A 23054-nucleotide genomic window follows, 5' to 3' on the forward strand; every position below is an offset into this window, starting at 1 on the left:
CCGGCCAGATGGGCCCGGATAATCGACTGCGTGTTCCTGACGATCAGTACTTCCGGTGATGCCCAGAGCCCCGCGACCGACCTCGGATTCCTGCTGCACAAGCACCCCGACAAGGCGCAGCGGTTCTCCACCTCCCATGGCACCGCGCACGTCCTCTACCCCGAGGCCGGCGTGGAGCGCTGCACCGCGGCGCTGCTGCTCGAGGTCGACCCGGTGGCGCTCGTCCGGCGCGCCAAGGGACGGGGCCGGGGCGGCGCCCCCGACTCGGCGCTGGCGCAGTACGTCAACGATCGTCCTTACGCGGCATCCTCACTGCTGGCCGTGGCGATCGGCAGCGTGTTCTCCAGCGCCATCAAGGGACAGTGTGCGGCCCGGCCCGAACTGCCCGAGCGAGCCCGTCCGTTGCGCGTCGAGATTCCGGCGCTGCCGGCCCGAGGAGGTGCCGCGCTAGTGGAGCGGCTCTTCGCGCCGCTGGGCTGGACGGTGACCGCCCGTCCGGTGGCACTGGACGAGCGGTTCCCCGAGTGGGGGGACTCGCGCTATGTGGCGCTGGTGCTGGAAGGGGAGCTGAGGCTGGTCGAGGCGCTGCGGCAGCTGTATGTGCTGCTGCCGGTGCTGGACGACGCCAAGCACTACTGGGTCGCGCCCGACGAGGTGGAGAAGCTGCTGCGCTTCGGCGAGGGGTGGCTGGAAAACCACCCCGAGCAGCGACTGATTACCAGCCGCTACCTCTCCCGACGTTGGGGCCTCACCAGGGACGCCCTCGACCGCCTGGCGCTCGCCCGGCTGGCCGAGGCCGACGACACCGAGGCCGACGAGCTGGACAACGCGGTCGACGAGACGGCGGACACCGAGGAGCGGCCCGTGCCACTGGCGGTGCAGCGACGTGCGGCGATCCTCGACGCTCTGCGCCGGTCCGGGGCGTCGCGGGTGCTCGACCTCGGCTGCGGCCAGGGACAGCTGGTGGGGGAGCTCCTGAAGGACGCCCGCTTCACCGAGATCGTGGGCGTCGATGTGTCGATACGCGCGCTGAAGGAGGCCTCGCGACGGCTGCGGCTGGACCGGATGCCGGAGCGGCAGGCAGCCCGTGTGGCGCTGCTCCAGGGCTCCCTCGCCTACACCGACCGCAGGCTCGCGGGCTACGACGCCGCCGTGCTCAGCGAGGTCGTCGAGCACCTGGACCTGCCGAGGCTGCCCGCTCTGGAGTACGCGGTGTTCGGCGCGGCCCGCCCGGCGACGGTCGTCGTGACGACGCCCAATGTGGAGTACAACGTGCGCTGGGAGACCCTGCCGGCCGGGCACGTGCGCCACGCGGACCACCGCTTCGAGTGGACCCGGAAGGAGTTCCGGGCCTGGGCCGAGCGGGTGGCCCGGCGCCATGGGTACACGGTGGAGTTCCTGCCCGTGGGCCCTGACGACCCGGAGGTGGGGCCGCCGACGCAGATGGCCGTCTTCCACAGGCGCGACGACGCGGGCGAGGACGCCGGCAAGAAGACGCACAGCGATGTGAACGACGTGAATGACGTGAACGACGTCAATGGTGTGAGTGACAAGCAGCGCGGCACCGACGAGAGCGCGAAGGAGGCGAGGACCGCATGACCGAGGACCGCACAACGGAGAGCCGTACCGCGGCGGAAAGCACCACAGAGGGGCGCACGGCAGAAGAACGCGCCACAGGAGAACGCACGGCTGAGCAGCGTGTGACCGTGGACGTTCCCGACCTGTCGCTCGTGGTCCTCGTCGGGGCCACCGGATCCGGTAAGTCCACCTTCGCCGCACGGCACTTCAAGCCGACCGAGGTGATCTCCAGCGACTTCTGCCGGGGGCTGGTCAGCGACGACGAGAACGACCAGAGCGCCAGCAAGGACGCCTTCGAGGTTCTGCACTACATCGTCGGCAAGCGCCTCGCGGCCGGCCGGCTGACCGTCGTCGACGCCACCAACGTCCAGTCCGAGCCCCGCAAGGAGCTCGTCGCCCTCGCCAGGGAGCACGATGTGCTGCCCGTCGCGATCGTCCTCGACATCCTTGAGGACGTCTGCGCCGCGCGCAACGCCGCCCGGCCCGACCGGGCCGCCCTGCCCCGGCGCGTCATTCAGCGCCATCAGCGAGAGCTGCGGCGTTCCCTGCGCCACCTGGAGCGCGAGGGCTTCCGCAAGGTGCACGTCCTGCGGGGCACGGCCCGGACGGACTCCGCCGAGGTCGTGCGCGAACGCCGCTTCAACGACCTGCGCCACCTCACCGGCCCGTTCGACATCGTCGGTGACATCCACGGCTGCCGTTCCGAGCTGGAGAGCCTGCTGACCCGGCTCGGCTACGACCTCGTGCGAGACGGCGCCGGCCGCCCCGTGGACGCCGCGCACCCCGAGGGGCGCACTGCCGTTTTCGTCGGCGACCTCGTCGACCGGGGCCCCGACAGCCCGGGTGTGCTGCGCCTGGTGATGGGCATGGTCGCCGCCGGGCACGCCCTGTGCGTCCCCGGCAACCACGAGAACAAGCTCGGCCGCTTCCTCGGTGGTCGTCAGGTCAAGGTCGCGCACGGCCTCGCCGAGACGATCGAGCAGCTCGAGCGGGAGGCCGAGCAGGACCCGGAGTTCCGGGAGCGCGTGCGGGAGTTCATCGGCGGGCTCGTCAGCCACTACATCCTCGACGGCGGCGCGCTGGTCGTCTGCCACGCGGGGCTGCCCGAGAAGTACCACGGCCGCACCTCCGGCCGGGTCCGCTCGCACGCGCTGTACGGCGACACGACGGGCGAGACAGACGAGTTCGGCCTGCCCGTGCGCTACCCCTGGGCGGAGGACTACCGGGGCCGGGCCGCCGTGGTCTACGGCCATACACCGACCCCCACGGCCACCTGGCTCAACAACACCATCTGCCTGGACACCGGTGCCGTCTTCGGCGGCAAGCTGACCGCGCTGCGCTGGCCCGAGCGCGAGCTCGTGGACGTCCCGGCCGAGCGCGTCTGGTACGAGCCGCTGCGGCCGCTGGTGAGCGAGGCGCCCGGCGGCGCCGACGGCCGCCCGCTGGACCTCGCCGATGTCACCGGCCGCCGCGTCGTGGAGACCCGGCACCTGGGCCGGGTGGCGGTCAAGGAGGAGAACGCGGCGGCGGCCCTGGAGGTCATGAGCCGCTTCGCCGTCGAGCCCCGTCGGCTGGTCTACCTGCCGCCGACCATGGCCCCCTGCGCCACCTCCAAGGAGGAGGGCTACCTGGAGCACCCTGCGGAGGCCTTCGCCGCCTACCGCGCGGACGGCGTGCGCCAGGTGGTGTGCGAGGAGAAGCACATGGGCTCCCGTGCCGTGGTCCTGGTCTGCCGTGACGCGGAGGTGGCGCGCGAGCGCTTCGGGGTGCCCGACGGCGTGCCCGGCGCGGTGTACACCCGCACCGGTCGGCCGTTCTTCGACGACACCGAGGTGGCCACCCGCCTCCTGGAGCGGCTGGGCCGCTGCGTGGCGGGTGCCGGGCTGTGGGAGGAGCTGACCACCGACTGGCTGCTGCTGGACGCCGAGCTGATGCCTTGGTCCCTCAAGGCTCAGGGACTGCTGCGCAACCAGTACGCGGCCGTGGGCGCGGCCTCCGGCGCGGTCTTCCCGGGCGCGCTCGCGGCTCTGGAGTCCGCCGCCGCCCGGGGCCTGGACGTCGCCGAGCTGCTCGGCCGCCAGCGCGAGCGGGCCGAGGACGCCGAGGCCTTCACGGAGGCGTACCGCCGCTACTGCTGGCCCGTCGGCCCAGCCGCCGGCTCGGCCGACGGCACCGACGGGGACGTCCTGGACGGGATCCGGCTGGCGCCGTTCCAGATCCTGGCCGCCGAGGGGCGCAGTCTGGCCACCGTCCCGCACGACGAGCAGCTCGCGATGATCGACCGGCTCGTGGCGGAGGACGCGGGCGTCGGCGGCTCCGGCGTGCTGCTCGCCCCCACGCGCCGCATCGTCGTCGACACCGGGGACGAGTCGTCCGTCGCCGGGGGCACCCGCTGGTGGCTCGACCTCACCGCCGCCGGTGGCGAGGGCATGGTCGTCAAGCCGCTCCAGGCGTATGTACGCGGCGAGGACGGAAAGCTCGTCCAGCCGGGCATCAAGTGCCGGGGCCGCGAGTATCTGCGGATCATCTATGGGCCCGAGTACACCCGCCCGGAGAATCTGGCCCGGCTGCGCATACGCCACCTCGGTCACAAGCGCTCGCTCGCGCTGCGGGAGTACGCGCTGGGGCTGGAGGCGCTGGACCGGCTGGCGGGTGGGGAGCCGCTGTGGCGGGTCCACGAGGCGGTCTTCGCCGTCCTCGCACTGGAGTCCGAGCCGGTGGATCCCCGGCTCTGACGCTCCGCTGGAGGCGCGGTGCGGTCACCTGCGGGCCGGTGGGGGCTGGTCGCGCCCGCGCGGCGGTAGCCGCACATTGACACTGCCCCGCGCCCCTTACGCGGCACAGGCCCGCCCGCCCCTGCGGGCCGACTGCGGTTCGTCGCGCCCGCGCGGCGGTAGCCGCATATCGACACCGCCCCGCGCCCCTTACGGGGCGCGGGCCCGCCCGCCCCTGCGGCACTCCGTGCCCCGGTCGCCGAGTGAACGTGGCGGGTTGGGGTCAGGATGGGGGGATGGGATTCCATGTCGATTCCGAGGCCGGGCGGCTGCGCCGCGTCATCCTGCACCGCCCCGACCTGGAGCTGAAGCGGCTCACGCCCTCCAACAAGAACGCTCTTCTCTTCGACGACGTGCTCTGGGTCCGCCGCGCCCGCGCCGAGCACGACGGCTTCGCGGACGTCCTCCGGGAGCGCGGTGTGGAGGTGCATCTCTTCCAGGACCTGCTGGAGGAGAGCCTGCGGTCGCCGGCGGCCCGGGCGCTGGTGCTGGACCGGGTCTTCTACGAGAAGGAGTACGGCCCCCTCGCCACCGACCATCTGCGGGCCGCCTTCGACGGGATGCCGGTCGCCGAGCTGACCTCGTGGCTCGTGGGCGGAATGACCAAGCGCGAGTTCCTGGAGCGGCACAGCGAGCCCGTCTCCGTCCGCTTCCACGTCATGGACCTGGACGACTTCCTTCTCAATCCGCTGCCCAACCACCTCTTCACCCGCGACACCTCGGCCTGGATCTACGACGGGGTGAGCATCAACGCCATGCGCTGGCCCGCCCGTTGGCACGAGACCGTGCACTACGAGGCGGTCTACCGCCACCACCCGCTCTTCGCCCCGGGCGGCTTCCACGTCTGGTGCGACGGGCAGGCGGCCTACCCCTCCACCATCGAGGGCGGCGATGTGCTGGTCATCGGCGAGGGCGCGGTCCTCATAGGGATGAGCGAGCGGACCACCCCGCAGGCCGTGGAGATGCTGGCCCGGGGCCTGTTCGCGGCCGGGTCGGCCCGGACGATCGTGGCGCTGGACATGCCCAAGCGGCGGGCGTTCATGCACCTCGACACCGTGATGACCATGGTGGACGGCGACACCTTCACCCAGTACGCGGGCCTGGGCATGCTCCGCTCGTACACGATCGAGCCCGGTGTCGGCGAGAGCGATCTCAAGGTCACCGACCACCCGCCGGAGCATATGCACCGCGCGATCGCCGCCGCCCTGGGGCTCGACTCGATCAGAGTGCTGACCGCGCGGCAGGACGTCCACGCGGCCGAGCGCGAGCAGTGGGACGACGGCTGCAACGTGCTGGCGATAGAGCCGGGCGTCGTGGTCGCCTACGAGCGCAACGCGACGACCAACACCTATCTGCGCAAGCATGGGATCGAGGTCATCACCATCCCGGGCAGCGAGCTGGGGCGGGGCCGGGGCGGGCCGCGCTGTATGAGCTGCCCGGTGGAGAGGGACCCGGTGCCGGGGGCATAGCCTCCTGAGCTGGGGCAACCGGGACGCAGCCCTCTAGGCTGGCGCATAAAAATGTGGCAGGCTGTATACACTTCCGTTTTTGACCACCGACGGCGCCGCTACAGCCGCTGACGACGTAGGAGCCCACGCCATGGCGACAGACCTCAAGGGCCGCCACCTCCTCAAGGAGACGGACCTCACCGCCGAGGAGTTCCACAGCCTGATCGAACTGGCTGCGGAGCTCAAGGCCGCCAAGCGTACGGGCGCCGAGGAGCGTCGTCTCCAGGGCCGCAACATCGCGCTCGTCTTCGAGAAGACCTCCACCCGGACCCGCTGCGCCTTCGAGGTCGCCGCCGCCGATCAGGGTGCCCACACCACCTACCTCGACCCCGTGGGTTCCCAGATCGGCCACAAGGAGTCCGTCCCGGACACCGCGCGGGTCCTCGGCAGGATGTTTGACGCGATCCAGTACCGGGGCCACGGCCAGGGCGTCGTCGAGGAGCTCGCCGCGCACGCCGGCGTGCCCGTCTACAACGGCCTCACCGACGAGTGGCACCCCACCCAGATGCTGGCCGACGTGCTCACCATGACCGAGCACACCGCCAAGCCGCTGGAGCGCGTCGCCTACGCCTACCTCGGCGACGCCCGCTACAACATGGGCAACTCCTACCTCGTCACCGGCGCCCTCCTCGGCATGGACGTCCGCATCGTGGCGCCCAAGGAGCTGTGGCCCGCGCAGGAGGTCATCGACGAGGCCGGGCGGCTGGCAGCCGCCAGCGGCGCCCGGGTCACGCTCACGGACGACGTGGCCGAGGGGGTGCGCGGCGCGGACTTCGTCGCCACCGATGTCTGGGTGTCGATGGGCGAGCCCAAGGAGGTCTGGGACGCCCGTATCGCCCTCCTCGCGCCGTACGCCGTCACCATGGACGTCCTGCGCGCGACCGGCAACGCCGCCGTGAAGTTCCTCCACTGCCTGCCCGCCTTCCACGACCTCGGCACCTCCATCGGCCGTGAGATCCACGAGCGCCACGGCCTGACCTCCCTGGAGGTGACCGATGAGGTCTTCGAGTCCGCCCACTCGGTCGTCTTCGACGAGGCCGAGAACCGCATGCACACCATCAAGGCCCTGATGGTGGCGACCCTGGGCCGCTGAGCCGGCGCCTCGCCGCATCTCGATCCGCCTCGCGACGACGCCTCGCCGACGAGTGCGCGACAGGGCCCGAAGTCGCCCCGAGCCCTATCGCGCACTCGTGACGACAGTCACACAACGGTGATAGCTTCACCGGGCAGGCACCAGCCGTCCGGCTGAAGGAGGCCGCGCTCCATGAGTCCGTTCACCGGCTCCGCGTCCCGCACCGACGAATGGCGGCACCTGCGCCTGACCCTCGACTCAGGTGTCGCCACCGTCACCCTCGACCGTCCCGACCGGCTCAACGCCCTCACCTTCGGCGCCTACGCCGACCTGCGCGACCTCCTCCCGGAACTGGCCCGCGACGGATCCATACGCGCCCTGGTCCTCGGCGGCGAGGGGCGCGGCTTCTGCTCCGGCGGCGACGTCGACGACATCATCGGCGCGACCCTCGCCATGGACACCGCCCGTCTCCTCGACTTCAACCGCATGACCGGCCAAGTCGTCCGGGCCCTGCGCGACTGCCCCTTCCCCGTGATCGCCGCCGTGCACGGGGTCGCGGCCGGCGCCGGCGCGGTCCTCGCGCTGGCCGCCGACTTCCGCGTCGCCGACCCGACAGCGCGCTTCGTCTTTCTCTTCACCAGGGTCGGCCTCTCCGGCGGCGACATGGGCGCCGCCTACCTCCTGCCCCGCGTCGTCGGCCTCGGCCACGCCACCCGGCTGCTGATGCTCGGCGACCCCGTCCACGCCGCCGAGGCCGAACGCATCGGTCTCATCAGCCAATTGACGGAACCCGGTGGCGCGCCCGCCGCCGCCCAGGACCTCGCCCGCCGGCTCGCCGACGGGCCCGCCCTCGCCCACGCCCAGACCAAGGCCCTGCTCAACGCCGAACTCGACATGCCCCTCGCCGCCTCCCTCGAACTCGACGCCGCCACCCAGGCCCTCCTGATGCACAGCGCCGACTACGCCGAATTCCACGCCGCCTTCACCGAGAAGCGGCCTCCCGCGTGGCGGGGCCGGTGACCGCCCCGGTGGCCGCCTCAGCGGTGGCCCGCGTCGCGGTCGTCGGCGGCGGCCCCGCCGGCCTCTACGCGGCCGCCCTGCTCAAACGCCAGGCACCCGAACGCGACATCACCCTCTGGGAACGCAACGCCCCCGACGACACCTTCGGCTTCGGCGTCGTCCTCTCCGACGAGACCCTCGACGGCATCGAGACCGCCGACCCCGTCTTCCACGCCGCCCTACGCCGCGAATTCGTCAGCTGGGGGGACATCGACGTCGTCCACCGGGGCCGCACCGTCACCTGTGGTGGCCACGGCTTCGCCGCCCTCGGCCGCCACCGCCTCCTCGCCCTCCTCCACCAGCGCTGCCACGACCTCGGCGTCGCCCTCCGCTTCCGCGCGCAGGCGCCGCCCGCCGACGAACTGGCCCGCTCGTACGACCTCGTCATCGCCGCCGACGGCGCGGGCAGCCGTACCCGTGACACCCACCGCGATCACTTCCGCCCCACCATCACCAGCCATCGCTGCCGCTACATCTGGCTCGCCACCGACTACGCCCTCGACGCCTTCCGCTTCGAGATCGCCGAGACCCCGTACGGCGTCATGCAGCTCCACGCCTACCCCTTCGCTCCGGACGCCAGCACCGTCATCGTCGAGATGCGGGAGGAGGTGTGGCGCCGCACCGGGCTGGACGGCCGCGACGAACAGACGTCGCTCGACGCCTGCGCCGGCTGGTTCCCCGGGCCGCTGAAGGGCCACGCCCTGCGCTCCAACCGCTCCACCTGGAACGTCTTCCGCACGGTCGTCAACGAGCGCTGGTCCCACGGTCGTACGGTCCTGCTGGGGGACGCCGCCCACACCGCCCACTTCTCCATCGGCTCCGGCACCAAGCTCGCCCTTGAGGACGCCGTCTCCCTCGCCGCGCATCTGGACGGCGCCACGAGCGTCGCCGAGGCGCTGGCGGCGTACGAGGCGGAGCGCCGCCCCGTCGTCGAGTCCCTGCAGCGGGCGGCCCGCGCCAGCCTGGAGTGGATGGAGGACCTCGCCGTCCGCGTCGGCGGGCCGCCCCGCCGGTTCACCTTCGACCTCCTCACCCGCAGCCGCCGCGTCACCCACGACAACCTCCGGCTGCGCGACCCCGGCTTCGTCGCCGCCGTCGAGGAGGAGGCGGGTGTTCCGGCCGGTACCCCGCCGATGTTCACGCCCTTCCGGCTGCGCGGGCTGACGCTGCGCAACCGCGTCGTCGTCTCCCCGATGGACATGTACTCCGCCACGGACGGCACGCCGGGCGACTTCCACCTCGTCCACCTCGGTGCCCGTGCCCTCGGCGGGGCGGGGCTGGTGATGACCGAGATGGTCTGCGTCAGCGCGCAGGGGCGCATCACACCGGGGTGCACGGGGATGTACGCGCCGGAGCACGAGCGGGCGTGGGGGCGTGTCGTCGGTTTCGTCCACGAGCGGGCCCCCGGCACGGCCATCGGGCTCCAGCTCGGCCACTCCGGGCGGAAGGGGTCGACGCGGCTGATGTGGGAGGGCATCGACCAGCCCCTTCCCGAGGGGAACTGGCCCCTCGTCGCTGCCTCGGCCCTTCCGTACCGCCCTGGCGTCAATCAGACGCCGCACGCCTTGACCGTTTCCGAACTCGCCACTTTACGGGATGAGTTCGTGCGGGCGGCTGAGGCGGCGGCGCGTGCCGGGTTCGATCTGCTGGAGCTGCACTGTGCGCACGGCTATCTGCTGTCCGGCTTCCTCTCGCCGCTCACCAATCAGCGCTCCGACGCTTACGGCAGCGGTCTTACCGGTCGGCTGGCCTTTCCGTTGGAGGTTTTCGATGCCGTGCGGGAGGTGTGGCCGGCCGAGCGGCCGATGACCGTCCGGATCTCGGCGACGGACTGGGCCGAGGGCGGTACGACCGCGGACGACGCCGTCGCCATCGCCCGGGCCTTCGCCGAGCACGGCGCGGACGCGATCGACGTCTCGACCGGGCAGGTCGTGCCGGACGAGCGGCCCGCGTTCGGGCGCTCGTACCAGACGCCGTTCGCGGATCGCATCCGCAATGAGGTGGGGGTGCCGGTGATCGCCGTCGGGGCGATCGCGTCCTGGGACGACGTCAATTCGCTGATCCTGGCTGGGCGGGCGGATCTTTGCGCGGTGGGGCGGCCGCATTTGTACGATCCGCACTGGACGCTCCATGCCGCCGCCGAGCAGGGGTACGCGGGGCCCGGTGCGCCGTGGCCCTTGCCCTACCGGGCGGGGAGTCGGAGGCCGCCCACGGGGCGGCGGGTGTAGGGGAGGGATGCCCCGGTCCCGCCCTTTCACCGTTTCTTCCAGGGGCTCCGCCCCCGGACCCCCGTGTCCTCAAACGCCGGACGGGCTGGGTAGGTTGCTCAGAAGGGCCGGATCCGTTACGCCAGCGCCGGCGCAACGAAGCGTTCCCCCGCGTCCCTCAGGCGCGCGTGCAGGGCCGCGAAGACGCGGGCGGCGCGGCTGCCGGGCCAGTCCGGGGGGAGCAGGCCCGCCGGGAGGCCCGGGTCCGCGTATGGGAGGCGGCGCCAGCGGTCCAGGGCGAGGAGGTAGTCGCGGTAGGCCGCCTCCGGCGGCACCGGCTTGCGGCGGGACCAGCGGCGGAGGACCGGTTCGTGGGCGTCCAGGAACGCGCGGTGCTGGGCGGCCAGCGCGTCGAGGTCCCACCAGCGGGCGACCGACTCGGCGGTCGGCTCGAAGCCCAGGTGGCTGCCCCGGAACAGGTCGACGTAGGAGGCCAGTCCGAGCCGCTCCAGGGTGTGCCGGGTCTCCTCGTGCACATGGGCGGGGGCGATCCACACGCCGGGGGCCGCCGTGCCGAAGCCGAGCCGGGAGAGCCGGGAGCGCAGCAGGTGGCGCTTGTGGCGTTCGTGCTCGGGCACGGAGAAGACGGCCAGCAGCCAGCCATGGCCCGTACGGGCCGAGGGGCGGCCGTAGATGCGGCGGTCGCCGTCGTCCAGCAACTGCCGGGCGCCCTCCGACAGTCCGTAGCCCGCCGCGCCGCCGGGGGTGCGGCCGGCCACGAGCAGGCCGCGTCTCTTGAGCCGGGAGACGGCCGACCGCACCGAGGGCGAGTCCACGCCCACCGCCCCCAGCAGCCGGATCAGGGCCGCGATCGGCACCGGCCCGGCGGGGCCGCCGGCGTTCCCGCGCCCGTACGCGCCGTAGAAGGTGACGATGAGGGAGCGGGGGGTGTGAAGCGGTTGCTGGTCAGTCACGGGGAAACTGTAAAGCTCCGGAACGCAGCCGAAAGCGCTGTAATTTGCCCGTGGGCGTGCGGGGAAGGGCGGGGAGGAACACGATCTCGCGAGGGCACTTGTACGGAACGATCTCCTTTTTGGTGAACTCCCGTAGCTCCGCGACCGTTTCCTCGGTGGGCGGCACTCCCTCCCGCAGGACGACGTGGGCGACGACGATCTGCCCGCGCCGCTCGTCCGGACGGCCCACGACGGCCGCCTCCAGGACGTCGGGATGGCGCAGCAGGGCCTCTTCGACCTCGGGGCCGGCGATGTTGTGACCGGCCGAGATGATCATGTCGTCTGCGCGGGCCACGAAGCGGAAGTAGCCGTCCGGCTCGCGGACATAGGTGTCGCCGGTGAGGTTCCAGCCGTCGCGCACGTACACGCGCTGCCGTTCGTCGGCGAGGTAGCGGCAGCCGGTGGGGCCGCGCACGGCCAGCAGGCCGGGGCGCCCGTCGGGTACGGGCGCGCCGTCCGGGCCGACGACGCGCGCCTCGTAGCCGGGGACGGGGAGGCCGGTCGTGCCGGGGCGGATGCGGTCGTCGGCGGCGGAGATGAAGACGTGCAGCATTTCGGTGGCGCCGATGCCGTTGATCAGGCGTAATCCCGTCGCGTGCCGCCACGCGTGCCAGAGCTCGGCGGGCAGGTGCTCGCCCGCGGAGACGCACCGGCGGAGGGACGACACGTCGTACGGGCCGAGGGCGCCCAGCATCGCGCGGTAGGCGGTCGGCGCGGTGAACAGGACGGATACGCGGTGCCGTTGGACGTCGGCGAGCAGGCACTCCGGGCCGCCCCAGTCGGTCAGCACGGTGGACGCCCCGGCGTGCAGCGGAAAGACGAGCAGGCCGCCGAGGCCGTAGGTGAAGCCGAGCGGCGGGCTGCCGGCGAAGACGTCGTCCGGACGGGGGCGCAGTACGCACGCCGAGAAGGTGTCGGCGATGGCGAGGACGTCGCGGTGGAAGTGGACGCATCCCTTGGGGTGTCCGGTGGTCCCGGAGGTGAAGGCGATGAGGGCGACGTCGTCGGCGGAGGTGTCCACAGCGCCGTAGGATGCGGGTTTATTTGCCGAGAGCCGCAGAAGGTCGTCGGGTGCGTTCCCGCCGTACAGCGTGACGCGTAAGTCCGGTATGTCCGCCGCATGGAGGTCACCGGCCGACCGGGCGTCGCACAGGGCGTGCCGGACGTGGGCGATGCGGCAGACGGTGGCCAGCTCGTGCGGGCGCTGCGCGGCCAGGACGGTCACCGCCACCGCGCCCGCCTTGAGCACGGCCAGCCAGCAGGCCGCCAGCCAGGGCGTGGTGGGGCCGCGCAGCAGCACCCGGTTGCCGGGCACGACGCCCAGGTCCTCGGTGAGGACGTGCGCGATCCGGTCGACGTGCTCCTTGAGCAGTCCGTACGACCAGACGACCCCGGCCCCGGGTCCATCTCCGGATCCATCCCCGGATCCGTCCCCAGCCCTGGATCCGTCCCCAGCCCCGGATTCGCCCCCGGCCCGGATGATGGCCGGTCGCCCGGGGCCCAGCCGGTCCACCGTGGCATCCAGCAGGCGCTCGGCGCAGTTGAGGCGGTCGGGGTAGCGCAGGTCCGGGGCGCCGGGGAGGTCGAAGCGGAGTTCCGGCCACTGGGCGGCGGGCGGGAGGTGGTCGCGCGGGAAGGTGTCGATATGGGCCGATGGCATGAGCTCCATCGCGGATGCGCCCCCTCGTCGGCGGAATCGCCGGAGAAATCGGAGGTGAACGGGGGTCTTGCCAGCGACGCGGATCCACTGTCAGCGTAACGAGGCGGTGACGGCAGTCAATAGAGCGCGATAAACCACGTGAGAGAAGGGTGGGTCGGATGGCCACACCGTTCACAGGGGAGGGGGAGCGGCGCAAGGGCTCCGCGGAGCTGCGCGCGCTCGCCGCCCGTCGCTTGCGCCCCGTCGCGGACCGGGGCGCTCCCGGCAGGGTCAACAGGCCGCTCCTCGCGACGCTCGGCGAACTCGGCCTGCTCTCCCGCGTGGTACCCCTGGCCGGTCCCGTACGCGCCCAGGACCTCTGCCTGTTGCGCGAATCGCTGGCGTACGCCTGCACGGAGGCCGAGACGGCCCTCGCCCTGCAGGGCCTCGGCGCCCACCCCGTCGTCGCCCACGGCACCCGGGCGCAGCGGGCGCGCTGGCTGCCGGAGGTCGCCGCGGGCCGGGCCGTGGCCGCGTTCGCGCTGAGCGAGCCGGGCGCGGGCTCGGACGCGGCCGCCCTGGAGCTCCGCGCGGAGCCGACCGGAGCGGGAGGGGCGGCCAGGGCAGGCGGGACGGCGGGGGCATCGGGCTGGCGGCTCCATGGCGAGAAGCGCTGGATCTCCAACGCCCCGCAGGCCGACGTCTACACCGTCTTCGCCCGTACGGGTCCGGGGACCCGGGCCGCCGGGGTCACCGCCTTCCTCGTCCCCGCCGACCGCCCTGGCCTCGGCGGGGAACCGCTGGAGATGCTCGGCCCGCACCCCGTGGGCACGCTCACCTTCGACGGCGTGCCCGTGGGCCCCGGCGACGTCGTCGGCGAGGTGGGCCGGGGTTTCCATCTGGCCATGGCCACCCTCGACCTGTTCCGGCCCAGCGTCGGGGCCTTCGCTGTCGGAATGGCCCGGTCCGCCCTGGACGCCTCGGTGGCCCACGCGGGCGAACGCCGGGCGTTCGGCGGCCCGTTGAAGGACCTCCAGGCCGTCTCCCACCTGCTCGCCGAGATGGCCACCCGCACCGAGGCGGCCGCCCTGCTCGTCCAGGCGGCCGCCGCGGCCTATGACGCGGGGGAGCCGGGCGTGGCCGCCCGCTCGGCGATGGCCAAGCTCTTCGCCACCGAGACCGCCCAGTACGTCGTCGACTCCGCCGTCCAGATCCACGGCGCCCGCGCCCTGGCCCACGGCCACCTCCTGGAGCACCTCTACCGGGAGGTGCGCGCGCCCCGGATCTACGAGGGGGCGAGCGAGGTGCAGCGCACGATCATCGCGAAGGAGCTGTACCGGGCGGCGGGCGCGGGGGCCTCCCGGTGAGCCTGGAGCGGATCGACCCCGCCGGGCTCGCGCCGGCGCGCGGCTACAGCCACGCCGTCGCCGCCACGGGCGGGCGGCTGGTGCTCCTGGCCGGGCAGACCGCGCTCGACGCGGCCGGGACGGTCGTGGCGGGTGGCCTGCCCGAGCAGTTCGAGCGGGCCCTGACCAATCTCCTGGCCGCCCTCCGAGCCGCCGGGGGCGGGCCGGAGCACCTGGCCCGGGTGACGGTCTACGCGACGGACGTGGGCGCGTACCGGGCCCACGCCCGTGAACTCGGGCGGATTTGGCGGCGCTTGGCGGGCCGCGAGTACCCGGCGATGGCCGTCGTCGGCGTGGTCCGGCTCTGGGACGAGGAGGCGATGGTGGAGCTGGACGGGCTGGCCGTGCTGCCCTGACGAACTGCCCGTGCTGCCCTGGCGAAGTCGTGCCCGCCGTTCTGACGGGCGGGGGCGCCCGGCGGCCGTGCCGCTCCGGCCGGGGCGCCCGGTGTACCGTTTGCAGCGGTTCGCGAAACTGTTCGTGGAAACCCGAGTCAGAGCAACAGCAGAGCCGAGTGAGAGCAAAGGCGGCGTGTCGATGGCCCCCCGACGGAGTGCCGACCCCCAGGCCCTGACCTTCACCGAGCGGGCCCGGCGGCAGCAGATCGTCGAGTGCACCATCGACCTGATCTCCACCAAGGGCTATCCGGCCACCTCGCTCTCGGCGATCGCCGAGGCCGCCGGCATCTCGAAGGCCGCCGTCCTCTACCACTTCTCGTCGAAGGACAACCTCGCCCGGATCACGTTCGAGCACGTGCTGGAGGGCTTCAGGGCCTATGTCCAGGAGCGGGTGGAGCGCGAGACCGAGCCGTGCGCCGCGATCGTCGCGTACGTCCGCGCGATGATCTCGTACCAGCAGGCCAACCGCCGCCACGTCCGCGTCATCACCGAGATGCTCCTCGACGACGAGGGAGGCACCCGGCTCAAGAATCCGGGCTCCCACGACAGCCACGACCGCCTGGGCCACCTGGCCGGTCTCCTGGCGCGCTGCCAGGACACCGGCGAGACGCGCGCCTTCGACCCCGTGACCGTGGCGCTCGCGATCGGCGGGGCGATCGACGGTGTGATCTCCCACTGGCTCGTCCACCCCGACTACGACCTCGACGCCGCGGCCGACGAGCTGGAGACGTTCACGCTCAGCGCGATCCGGCGCCAGGACTGACCCCCGTACGGTCCCGGCAGGCCGGCGTCTCCGTCGGCGCGATGTCATCCGTCGGCCCGGCGTCATCCGTCGGCGCGGTGTCGTCCGTCATCGCCGGGCGAAGGCGGGCACGCGCTCCGGACGTATCCCGACGCCGCCCAGGTACCCGGACACCGTCCGCAGCACCGGTACGCGCCGCATCAGCCGGACCGGCACCGGCAGCCGGTCGGGGCCGAGCGTGCCGTCGAGGATGGGCCGCAGCATGGCCTCGTGCTCGGCGATCTGCGACCGCTGGATGACGGCGACCGGCAGAAGCCGCCGCTTCTGCACCCGCTCCAGATCGTGGACGCAGACCGAGCCGTTCCGCAGGGGCTCCGCGAGGATCCGCCCCGCCGCCACGGCGTCCTGCACCGCGAGGTTGACGCCGACGCCGCCCGTCGGCGACATGATGTGCGCCGAGTCCCCGATGCAGAGCAGTCCCGGCCGGTACCAGCGTCGCAGTCTGCCCATGGTCACGTCGAGCAGCTTCACGTCGTCCCACGAGCGGATCGTGTCCGTGACCTCCTCGTCCCAGCCGAACAGGTCGCCGAGCCGGGCGCGGAACCACTCGATCCCGTTGGCCCGCAGCTCCCGGTCGGTGCCCTTCTTGATGAGGTAGGACGTCTGGTAGTACTCGCCCCGGTCCGTCGTCGCGGCGAACTGCCCGTCCTTGGCGCGCATGAAGATCGCGCCTTCCTTGGCGGCGTCGTCGGACTGCGCGGGCACCTTGATCTGCCAGACGTCCATGGGGACGTCGAAGTAGTCGGGCCGCAGCCCCGCCAGCTCGCGGACCAGCGAGTCACGGCCGTCGCAGGCGACTGTGAGATCCGCCGTGATCTCCCCGGTGACGCCGTCCGCGTCCTCGTAGCGCACGCCGGTGACCCGGCCGCCCTCGGTGAGGAGACCCGTGACGGCCGTGCGCGTCCGCAGGGTGAAGGACGGCTCCTCGGCGGCCGCGCTCGCGAGGAGGTCGAGGAAGTCCCACTGCGGGACCATCGCGATGTGCTTGTGCGGGCCCGGGATGCGCCGCAGGTCGCTCAGGGTCACGACCGTGTCGCCGATGTGCATCCGGACCAGATCCAGTTTGCGGGACGGGAGCCGTGCGAACCGTTCGCCCAGGCCGAGTTCGTCGAGCAGGCGCAGTGTCGACGGGTGGACCGTGTCGCCGCGGAAGTCCCGCAGGAAGTCCTTGTGCTTCTCCAGCACGGTCACCTCGACGCCGGCCCTGGCGAGCAGCAGTCCGAGCATCATGCCCGCGGGCCCGCCACCCACCACACAGCACGTCGTGCGTTCCATGTCTTTTCCGCTCCCCTCACGGTGGACGTCACGGTGGACGCCTGGCTGACCACGCGGTCAGCTGTCTGACCGCTCGGTCAGTCCGGAGTCTACGACAGACGGAAACGCGAGAGCCCGGCGCGTCCGTGTGAACGGGCGCGCCGGGCTCGTGGCTTGGGTGGGGGCGGGGGCTTGTGCGGGCTAGATGTCCCGGAACGTCTCGATCTGGGCGCCGATGGAGTTGAGGCGCTCGGCCAGATCCTCGTAACCGCGGTTGATGACATAGACGTTGCGCAGCACCGAGGTGCCCTCGGCGGCCATCATCGCCAGCAGCACGACCACGGCGGGGCGCAGCGCCGGCGGGCACATCATCTCGGCCGAGCGCCAGCGGGTGGGGCCCTCGACCAGGACGCGGTGCGGGTCGAGGAGCTTGACGTCCGCACCGAGTCGGTTGAGGTCGGTGAGGTAGATGGCGCGGTTGTCGTAGACCCAGTCGTGAATGAGGGTCTGGCCCTGGGCGAACGCGGCGATGGCCGCGAAGAACGGCACGTTGTCGATGTTCAGGCCCGGGAACGGCATCGGGTGGATCTTGTCGATCGGCGCGCGCAGCTTGGAGGGGCGCACGGTCAGGTCGAGCAGCCGCGTACGGCCGTTGTCGGCGCGGTACTCGGGGCTGCGCTCGTGGTCGAGGCCCATCTCCTCCAGGACGGCGAGCTCGATCTCCATGAACTCCACCGGCACCCGGCGGATCGTCAGCTCCGACTCCGTCACCACGGCGGCGGCGAGCAGGCTCATGGCCTCGACCGGGTCCTCGGAGGGCGCGTAGTCGACGTCGCGGTCGATGGTGGCCACGCCGTGCACGGTGAGCGTGGTGGTGCCCACGCCCTCGACCCGCACGCCCAGTTCCTCCAGGAAGAAGCAGAGGTCCTGGACCATGTAGTTGGAGCTGGCGTTGCGGATGACGGTCACGCCGTCGTGACGGGCGGCGGCCAGCAGGGCGTTCTCGGTGACGGTGTCCCCGCGCTCGGTCAGCACGATGGCGCGCGTGGGGGAGACGGAACGATCCACCTGGGCGTGGTACGTGCCGTCGGTGGCCGTGACCTCCAGGCCGAAGTGCCGAAGCGCCGTCATGTGCGGCTGGACGGTACGGGTGCCGAGGTCGCAGCCGCCGGCGTAAGGGATCTTGAAGTGGTCCATGCGGTGGAGCAGCGGGCCCAGGAACATGATGACGCTACGGGTGCGGCGGGCGGCCTCGGTGTCCATCGCGCCCAGGTCGAGCTCGGCGGGCGGCACGATCTCGAGGTCGTTCCCGTCGTTGATCCACCGGTGTCGCACGCCGATGCTGGCGAGCACCTCGAGGATCCGGTAGACCTCCTCGATCCGCGCCACGCGCCGCAGGGTGGTGCGCCCGGCGTTGAGCAGCGTGGCGCACAGCAGGGCCACGCAGGCGTTCTTGCTCGTCTTGACGTCGATCGAACCGGAGAGCCGGCGTCCGCCGACGACGCGCAGATGCATCGGCCCGGCGTATCCCAGGGAGACGATCTCGCTGTCGAGGGCCTCACCGATGCGGGCGATCATATCAAGACTGATGTTCTGATTTCCCCGCTCAATGCGGTTGACCGCGCTCTGGCTGGTCCCGAGCGCGTCCGCCAGCTGCGACTGAGTCCAGCCGCGGTGCTGCCGGGCGTCGCGGATGAGCTTGCCGATACGGCCGAGGTAGGCGTCTGTCATGAGTCAGACGGTATCTCAGATATGAGATTCCTTCCGCATGCGCCATGGCCTCTCCACGCGTTCTGCTCCTATCCGAACAATCGGACAGGAGTGTGGAAATCAGAAGTCCGACGTGTCGAGCTCCAGGTCGAAGGGGGCGGGGAGGTGAACAGGGGCCCCGAACGGGGTAGGGCCTTCTGCTCGCGTGTAGCCGAGTTCACCTCCAGGCTTGCTGAAGAGCATGCAAGTGCGCTCCTGGCGGTCGACCAGGAGGTAGAGGGGGGCACCGTATTCGGCGTAGCGGCGGCGTTTCGCGACCCTGTCCGTGTCGCCGTTCGAATCGGAGGTGATTTCCACGACGAGGAGCGTTTGATCGGGCACGAGGGCGCCTCCGCCCTTCGCCAACTTGCGTGGCACTACAGCCAGGTCGGGGACGTACCAGTTAGGGCTGCCCGGCAGGTCGAGGTCGCCCGAGCCGGCTCTGCATTCGAGCTTCCGCAGCACAGGGCCGAGCTGCTCGCGAATCTCGTCGGCTACGTTCTCGTGGTCCCAGGTGGGCATGGCTGGTTGGATGACCCCCTCCACGATCTGCACTCGATCCCCCTCGATGTGCTGGATCGCATACTTCAGCGCCTTTTCGGGGTCGTCGGCTGCGTAGGTGTGGGGCTGGGCACTCATCGGTCCTCCCGAGGGCATCGTGACGGCAGCATGACGACTGTCCACTGTCTACGGCAATCCACTCCGGCGACCCGCCCGTTCGGCCCAACGCTCACCCGAACTGGTGAACCACCCCCTGCGGAGGACGCGCCCTAGCGCGTCGGCATCCTGTCCTTGAGGGTGTAGCCGCCCGCCACGACCGTCGCGTCGGGGGCCGGGGCCATGCACTTCTTCAGGGGGAGCTCCCCCTTCTCCGCTCCTCCCGACAGTCCGATCCGGCTCGGGCCGCCGTTCCCGTTGGCGACGTCGGCGACGTAGAAGCTCACGCCCATGCGCACGTGCCGCTTCAGGTAGCCCGCCTTCTCCCAGGGGCCGCCGTGGTCGGTGCGGACGAGCCTGCCGGTCACGGTCGCCACCGGGCCGCCGGTGGTCAGGCAGCCGACGGCGAACTCGCCCCAGTGGTCGGACGCGGGCTCCCCGTTCATGGCGTCCGTGCGGTGCGAGATACGGAAGGTGCCCTCGGAACGTACGGGGAAGTGGCCGGGGCCGTAGGAGGAGCGGGCGTCGACGGTGACGCGGATGTCGTTGCCGGGCACGGGGTAGTCCATGCGGCCCGTCCCCGTGAGGCTGGAGGTGCTCGTGATCCGCGGCTCATCCCCGGAGGGGCTCGCCGCCACGGCGGGGGCGGCGGCCGTGGCGGTCAGCGCGGCCGCGAGGGCGAGGAGGGTGAGCGTGCGCGGGGCCCGTATGGACACGTGATTCTCCAGGTCTGGAGGGGGCGGATCGGGACGTGTCCGATCCTGGTCGCCGGGCCGTTCCCGGCCGTCGCTCCCCGGGGCGAGATCGCGTGGCCCGCCTCCGCCGCGCGGCGGAACCTCCGTCGTTCACCGGGCGCGGGCCCGCTCGGCCTATCCGGGCATGACCGATCGGCGGCGATGTATTAGAGTTATCTCGACATCGAGATATCTGCCGAGAGGCGTACCGCTGTCGCGCCAGTAAGGCATACCTAAGTTAGGCACACCTTAGCGTACGCGCGCGCCATCGGGGCGGCAGGATTGCCGCAGTACGCGAATTCATGCATGAAGGAGACTGTCGTGTCGGCGAACAGCTTCGACGCCCGCAGCACGCTGCGCGTGGGCGACGAGTCGTACGAGATCTTCCGGCTGGACAAGGTCGAGGGCTCCGCGCGCCTTCCCTACAGCCTGAAGGTGCTGCTGGAGAACCTCCTCCGCACCGAGGACGGCGCGAACATCACCGCCGACCACATCCGCGCCCTGGGCGACTGGGACTCCCAGGCCCAGCCCAGCCAGGAGATCCAGTTCACGCCGGCCCGCGTGATCATGCAGGACTTCACCGGTGTGCCCTGTGTCGTCGACCTCGCCACCATGCGTGAGGCCGTCAAGGAGCTCGGCGGCGACCCGGCGAAGGTCAACCCGCTCTCCCCGGCCGAGCTGGTCATCGACCACTCCGTCATCGCCGACAAGTTCGGCACGAAGGACGCCTTCGGCCAGAACGTCGAGCTGGAGTACGGCCGCAACAAGGAGCGCTACCAGTTCCTGCGCTGGGGCCAGACCGCCTTCGACGACTTCAAGGTCGTCCCCCCGGGCACCGGCATCGTCCACCAGGTGAACATCGAGCACCTGGCCCGCACGGTCATGGTCCGCAACGGCCAGGCTTACCCGGACACCCTCGTCGGCACCGACTCGCACACCACCATGGTCAACGGCCTCGGCGTGCTCGGCTGGGGCGTCGGCGGCATCGAGGCCGAGGCCGCGATGCTCGGCCAGCCGGTCTCCATGCTCATCCCGCGCGTCGTCGGCTTCAAGCTGACCGGTGAGCTCCCGGCCGGCACCACCGCCACCGACCTCGTCCTCACGATCACCGAGATGCTGCGCAAGCACGGCGTCGTCGGCAAGTTCGTCGAGTTCTACGGCGAGGGCGTGGCCGCGACGAGCCTCGCCAACCGCGCCACCATCGGCAACATGTCGCCGGAGTTCGGCTCCACCGCCGCGATCTTCCCGATCGACGGCGAGACCCTGAACTACCTCAAGCTCACCGGCCGCTCCGAGCAGCAGGTCGCGCTCGTCGAGGCGTACGCCAAGGAGCAGGGCCTGTGGCTGGACCCGGCCGCCGAGCCCGACTTCTCCGAGAAGCTGGAGCTCGACCTCTCCACGGTCGTCCCCTCCATCGCCGGCCCGAAGCGCCCGCAGGACCGCATCGTCCTGGCCGACGCCGCCGCCCAGTTCGAGCGTGACGTCCTCAACTACGTCTCCACCGCCGACGAGGCGGGCGAGGAGTCCTTCCCGGCCTCCGACTCCCCGGCCGCCGCCAACGGCGTCCCGTCGAACCCGGTCACCGTCACCGCCCCCGACGGCAGCACCTACACGATCGACCACGGCGCCGTCACCGTCGCCGCGATCACCTCCTGCACCAACACCTCGAACCCCTACGTCATGGTCGCCGCCGCGCTCGTGGCCAAGAAGGCGGTCGAGAAGGGCCTGACCCGCAAGCCGTGGGTCAAGACCACCCTCGCCCCGGGCTCCAAGGTCGTCACCGACTACTTCGACAAGGCGGGCCTGACCCCCTACCTCGACAAGGTCGGCTTCAACCTCGTCGGCTACGGCTGCACCACCTGCATCGGCAACTCCGGCCCGCTGCCGGAGGAGGTCTCCAAGGCCGTCAACGAGCACGACCTGGCCGTCACCTCGGTGCTCTCCGGCAACCGCAACTTCGAGGGCCGGATCAACCCCGACGTCAAGATGAACTACCTGGCGTCCCCGCCGCTGGTCGTCGCCTACGCCCTCGCGGGCTCCATGAAGGTGGACATCACCAAGGACGCCCTCGGCATCGACACCGACGGCAACCCGGTCTACCTCAAGGACATCTGGCCGACCGAGGCCGAGGTCAACGAGGTCGTGGCCAACGCCATCGGCGAGGACATGTTCAACAAGTCCTACCAGGACGTCTTCGCGGGTGACGCCCAGTGGCAGGCCCTGCCGATCCCGACCGGCAACACCTTCGAGTGGGACGCCGAGTCCACCTACGTCCGCAAGCCCCCTTACTTCGAGGGCATGGGGATGGAGCCGGCCCCGGTCTCCGACATCACGGGCGCCCGCGTCCTGGCCAAGCTGGGCGACTCGGTCACCACCGACCACATCTCCCCGGCCGGTGCCATCAAGGCCGACACCCCGGCGGGCAAGTACCTCACCGAGCACGGTGTCGAGCGTCGTGACTTCAACTCCTACGGCTCCCGCCGAGGCAACCACGAGGTCATGATCCGCGGTACGTTCGCCAACATCCGCCTGCGCAACCAGATCGCGCCGGGCACCGAGGGCGGCTTCACCCGCGACTTCACCCAGGCGGACGCTCCGGTGTCGTTCATCTACGACGCCTCGCGCAACTACATCGAGCAGGGCATCCCGCTGGTCGTCCTGGCCGGCAAGGAGTACGGCTCCGGCTCGTCCCGCGACTGGGCCGCCAAGGGCACCGCGCTCCTCGGCGTCAAGGCCGTCATCGCCGAGTCCTACGAGCGCATCCACCGCTCGAACCTCATCGGCATGGGCGTCCTCCCGCTCCAGTTCCCCGAGGGCGCCTCGGCCGAGGCCCTCGGCCTGACCGGCGAGGAGACCTTCTCCTTCGCGGGCGTCACCGAGCTCAACGAGGGCCGCACGCCGCGCACGGTCAAGGTCACCACCGACACCGGTGTCGAGTTCGACGCGGTCGTCCGCATCGACACCCCCGGTGAGGCCGACTACTACCGCAACGGCGGCATCATGCAGTACGTGCTGCGCAACCTGATCCGCAACTGAGCGGTCCGGATACGCGGTTGAGGGCCGCACCCCGTTCACGGGGTGCGGCCCTTCCGCTTGTCCGGGCGGATGTTCCCGCTCTTCACCCTCCCGAGGCATTTCACAACACGACCGGGTGATAGGGGGATTGATGAAGTGTTGTGCATTCATATGCGGGTTAGGCTCCCC

16 protein-coding genes are annotated in these 23054 nt (G+C 71.5%); 10 read left to right on the top strand and 6 right to left on the bottom strand.

The genetic code is table 11. The annotated features are described in order from the left end of the window. Window positions 1–30: 30 nt before the first annotated feature. The 6 genes from EKH77_RS24685 to EKH77_RS24710 all read left to right on the top strand — a co-directional run bounded on the left by EKH77_RS24685 (window position 31) and on the right by EKH77_RS24710 (window position 10219). Entirely contained in the window at window positions 31–1599 is a 1569-nt protein-coding gene (locus tag EKH77_RS24685; protein WP_126916495.1) for a 3' terminal RNA ribose 2'-O-methyltransferase Hen1, read from the top strand. Further along, complete coding sequence (locus tag EKH77_RS24690) at window positions 1596–4313, top strand: polynucleotide kinase-phosphatase (RefSeq protein WP_126916496.1); 2718 nt, start codon at window positions 1596–1598, stop codon at window positions 4311–4313. Before EKH77_RS24685 ends, EKH77_RS24690 begins: the two co-directional genes overlap by 4 nt. 275 nt (window positions 4314–4588) lie before the next feature. Then, complete coding sequence (locus EKH77_RS24695; protein ID WP_126916497.1) at window positions 4589–5821, top strand: arginine deiminase; 1233 nt, start codon at window positions 4589–4591, stop codon at window positions 5819–5821. Between the two features lie 130 nt (window positions 5822–5951). Beyond that, window positions 5952–6953 carry an ornithine carbamoyltransferase gene (argF, locus tag EKH77_RS24700; protein ID WP_126916498.1) on the top strand — a complete coding sequence of 334 codons (1002 nt, stop codon included), beginning with the start codon at window positions 5952–5954 and terminating at the stop codon, window positions 6951–6953. A 171-nt stretch (window positions 6954–7124) separates the two neighbouring features. Beyond that, the gene (locus EKH77_RS24705; protein ID WP_126916499.1) at window positions 7125–7952 is read left to right on the top strand and encodes an enoyl-CoA hydratase family protein; all 828 of its coding nucleotides are present in this window, start codon (window positions 7125–7127) and stop codon (window positions 7950–7952) included. Continuing rightward, entirely contained in the window at window positions 7937–10219 is a 2283-nt protein-coding gene (locus tag EKH77_RS24710) for a bifunctional salicylyl-CoA 5-hydroxylase/oxidoreductase (protein ID WP_240667509.1), read from the top strand. Before EKH77_RS24705 ends, EKH77_RS24710 begins: the two co-directional genes overlap by 16 nt. Window positions 10220–10335: 116 nt before the next feature. Here the strand turns inward: EKH77_RS24710 and EKH77_RS24715 are convergent, their stop codons facing one another. Further along, entirely contained in the window at window positions 10336–11172 is an 837-nt protein-coding gene (locus EKH77_RS24715; protein WP_126916500.1) for a PaaX family transcriptional regulator, read from the bottom strand. Then, a complete protein-coding gene (locus EKH77_RS24720) occupies window positions 11165–12880 on the bottom strand; it encodes an AMP-binding protein (RefSeq protein WP_126916501.1) in 1716 nt (571 codons plus the stop codon). Before EKH77_RS24720 ends, EKH77_RS24715 begins: the two co-directional genes overlap by 8 nt. Window positions 12881–13029: 149 nt before the next feature. On the opposite strand from EKH77_RS24720, the gene EKH77_RS24725 reads away from it, so the two are divergent. The 3 genes from EKH77_RS24725 (at window position 13030) to EKH77_RS24735 (ending at window position 15417) form a co-directional block, all read left to right on the top strand. Next, window positions 13030–14217, top strand: a complete 1188-nt coding sequence (locus tag EKH77_RS24725) for an acyl-CoA dehydrogenase family protein (protein WP_126916502.1) — start codon at window positions 13030–13032, stop codon at window positions 14215–14217. Next, entirely contained in the window at window positions 14214–14612 is a 399-nt protein-coding gene (locus EKH77_RS24730; RefSeq protein WP_126916503.1) for a RidA family protein, read from the top strand. Before EKH77_RS24725 ends, EKH77_RS24730 begins: the two co-directional genes overlap by 4 nt. Before the next feature lie 181 nt (window positions 14613–14793). Next, complete coding sequence (locus EKH77_RS24735; RefSeq protein ID WP_126916504.1) at window positions 14794–15417, top strand: TetR/AcrR family transcriptional regulator; 624 nt, start codon at window positions 14794–14796, stop codon at window positions 15415–15417. An 87-nt stretch (window positions 15418–15504) separates the two neighbouring features. Here the strand turns inward: EKH77_RS24735 and EKH77_RS24740 are convergent, their stop codons facing one another. The 4 genes from EKH77_RS24740 to EKH77_RS24755 all read right to left on the bottom strand — a co-directional run bounded on the left by EKH77_RS24740 (window position 15505) and on the right by EKH77_RS24755 (window position 19832). Continuing rightward, window positions 15505–16731, bottom strand: a complete 1227-nt coding sequence (locus tag EKH77_RS24740) for an FAD-dependent oxidoreductase (RefSeq protein ID WP_126916505.1) — start codon at window positions 16729–16731, stop codon at window positions 15505–15507. A gap of 180 nt (window positions 16732–16911) precedes the next feature. Beyond that, a complete protein-coding gene (locus EKH77_RS24745) occupies window positions 16912–18441 on the bottom strand; it encodes a helix-turn-helix domain-containing protein (protein WP_126916506.1) in 1530 nt (509 codons plus the stop codon). Between the two features lie 99 nt (window positions 18442–18540). Beyond that, complete coding sequence (locus tag EKH77_RS24750; protein WP_126916507.1) at window positions 18541–19098, bottom strand: Uma2 family endonuclease; 558 nt, start codon at window positions 19096–19098, stop codon at window positions 18541–18543. A gap of 131 nt (window positions 19099–19229) precedes the next feature. Next, window positions 19230–19832 carry a hypothetical protein gene (locus EKH77_RS24755; protein WP_126916508.1) on the bottom strand — a complete coding sequence of 201 codons (603 nt, stop codon included), beginning with the start codon at window positions 19830–19832 and terminating at the stop codon, window positions 19230–19232. A gap of 339 nt (window positions 19833–20171) precedes the next feature. Here EKH77_RS24755 and acnA point away from each other — a divergent pair, with 339 nt between their 5' ends. After that, the gene (acnA, locus tag EKH77_RS24760; RefSeq protein ID WP_126916509.1) at window positions 20172–22886 is read left to right on the top strand and encodes an aconitate hydratase AcnA; all 2715 of its coding nucleotides are present in this window, start codon (window positions 20172–20174) and stop codon (window positions 22884–22886) included. The last annotated feature ends 168 nt before the right edge of the window (window positions 22887–23054 follow it).

The sequence above is a fragment of the Streptomyces luteoverticillatus genome, assembly GCF_003970715.1.
GTDB lineage: Bacteria > Actinomycetota > Actinomycetes > Streptomycetales > Streptomycetaceae > Streptomyces > Streptomyces abikoensis.

Excerpts from the sequence above, each read along its gene's own strand:
- EKH77_RS24695 (WP_126916497.1), top strand. The coding sequence starts at position 4,589 with ATGGGATTCCATGTCGATTCCGAGGCCGGGCGGCTGCGCCGCGTCATC.
- argF (WP_126916498.1), top strand. The coding sequence starts at position 5,952 with ATGGCGACAGACCTCAAGGGCCGCCACCTCCTCAAGGAGACGGACCTC.
- EKH77_RS24690 (WP_126916496.1), top strand. The coding sequence starts at position 1,596 with ATGACCGAGGACCGCACAACGGAGAGCCGTACCGCGGCGGAAAGCACC.
- EKH77_RS24745 (WP_126916506.1), bottom strand. The coding sequence starts at position 18,441 with ATGACAGACGCCTACCTCGGCCGTATCGGCAAGCTCATCCGCGACGCC.
- EKH77_RS24735 (WP_126916504.1), top strand. The coding sequence starts at position 14,794 with ATGGCCCCCCGACGGAGTGCCGACCCCCAGGCCCTGACCTTCACCGAG.
- EKH77_RS24725 (WP_126916502.1), top strand. The coding sequence starts at position 13,030 with ATGGCCACACCGTTCACAGGGGAGGGGGAGCGGCGCAAGGGCTCCGCG.
- EKH77_RS24705 (WP_126916499.1), top strand. The coding sequence starts at position 7,125 with ATGAGTCCGTTCACCGGCTCCGCGTCCCGCACCGACGAATGGCGGCAC.
- EKH77_RS24740 (WP_126916505.1), bottom strand. The coding sequence starts at position 16,731 with ATGGAACGCACGACGTGCTGTGTGGTGGGTGGCGGGCCCGCGGGCATG.
- EKH77_RS24750 (WP_126916507.1), bottom strand. The coding sequence starts at position 19,098 with ATGAGTGCCCAGCCCCACACCTACGCAGCCGACGACCCCGAAAAGGCG.
- EKH77_RS24720 (WP_126916501.1), bottom strand. The coding sequence starts at position 12,880 with ATGGAGCTCATGCCATCGGCCCATATCGACACCTTCCCGCGCGACCAC.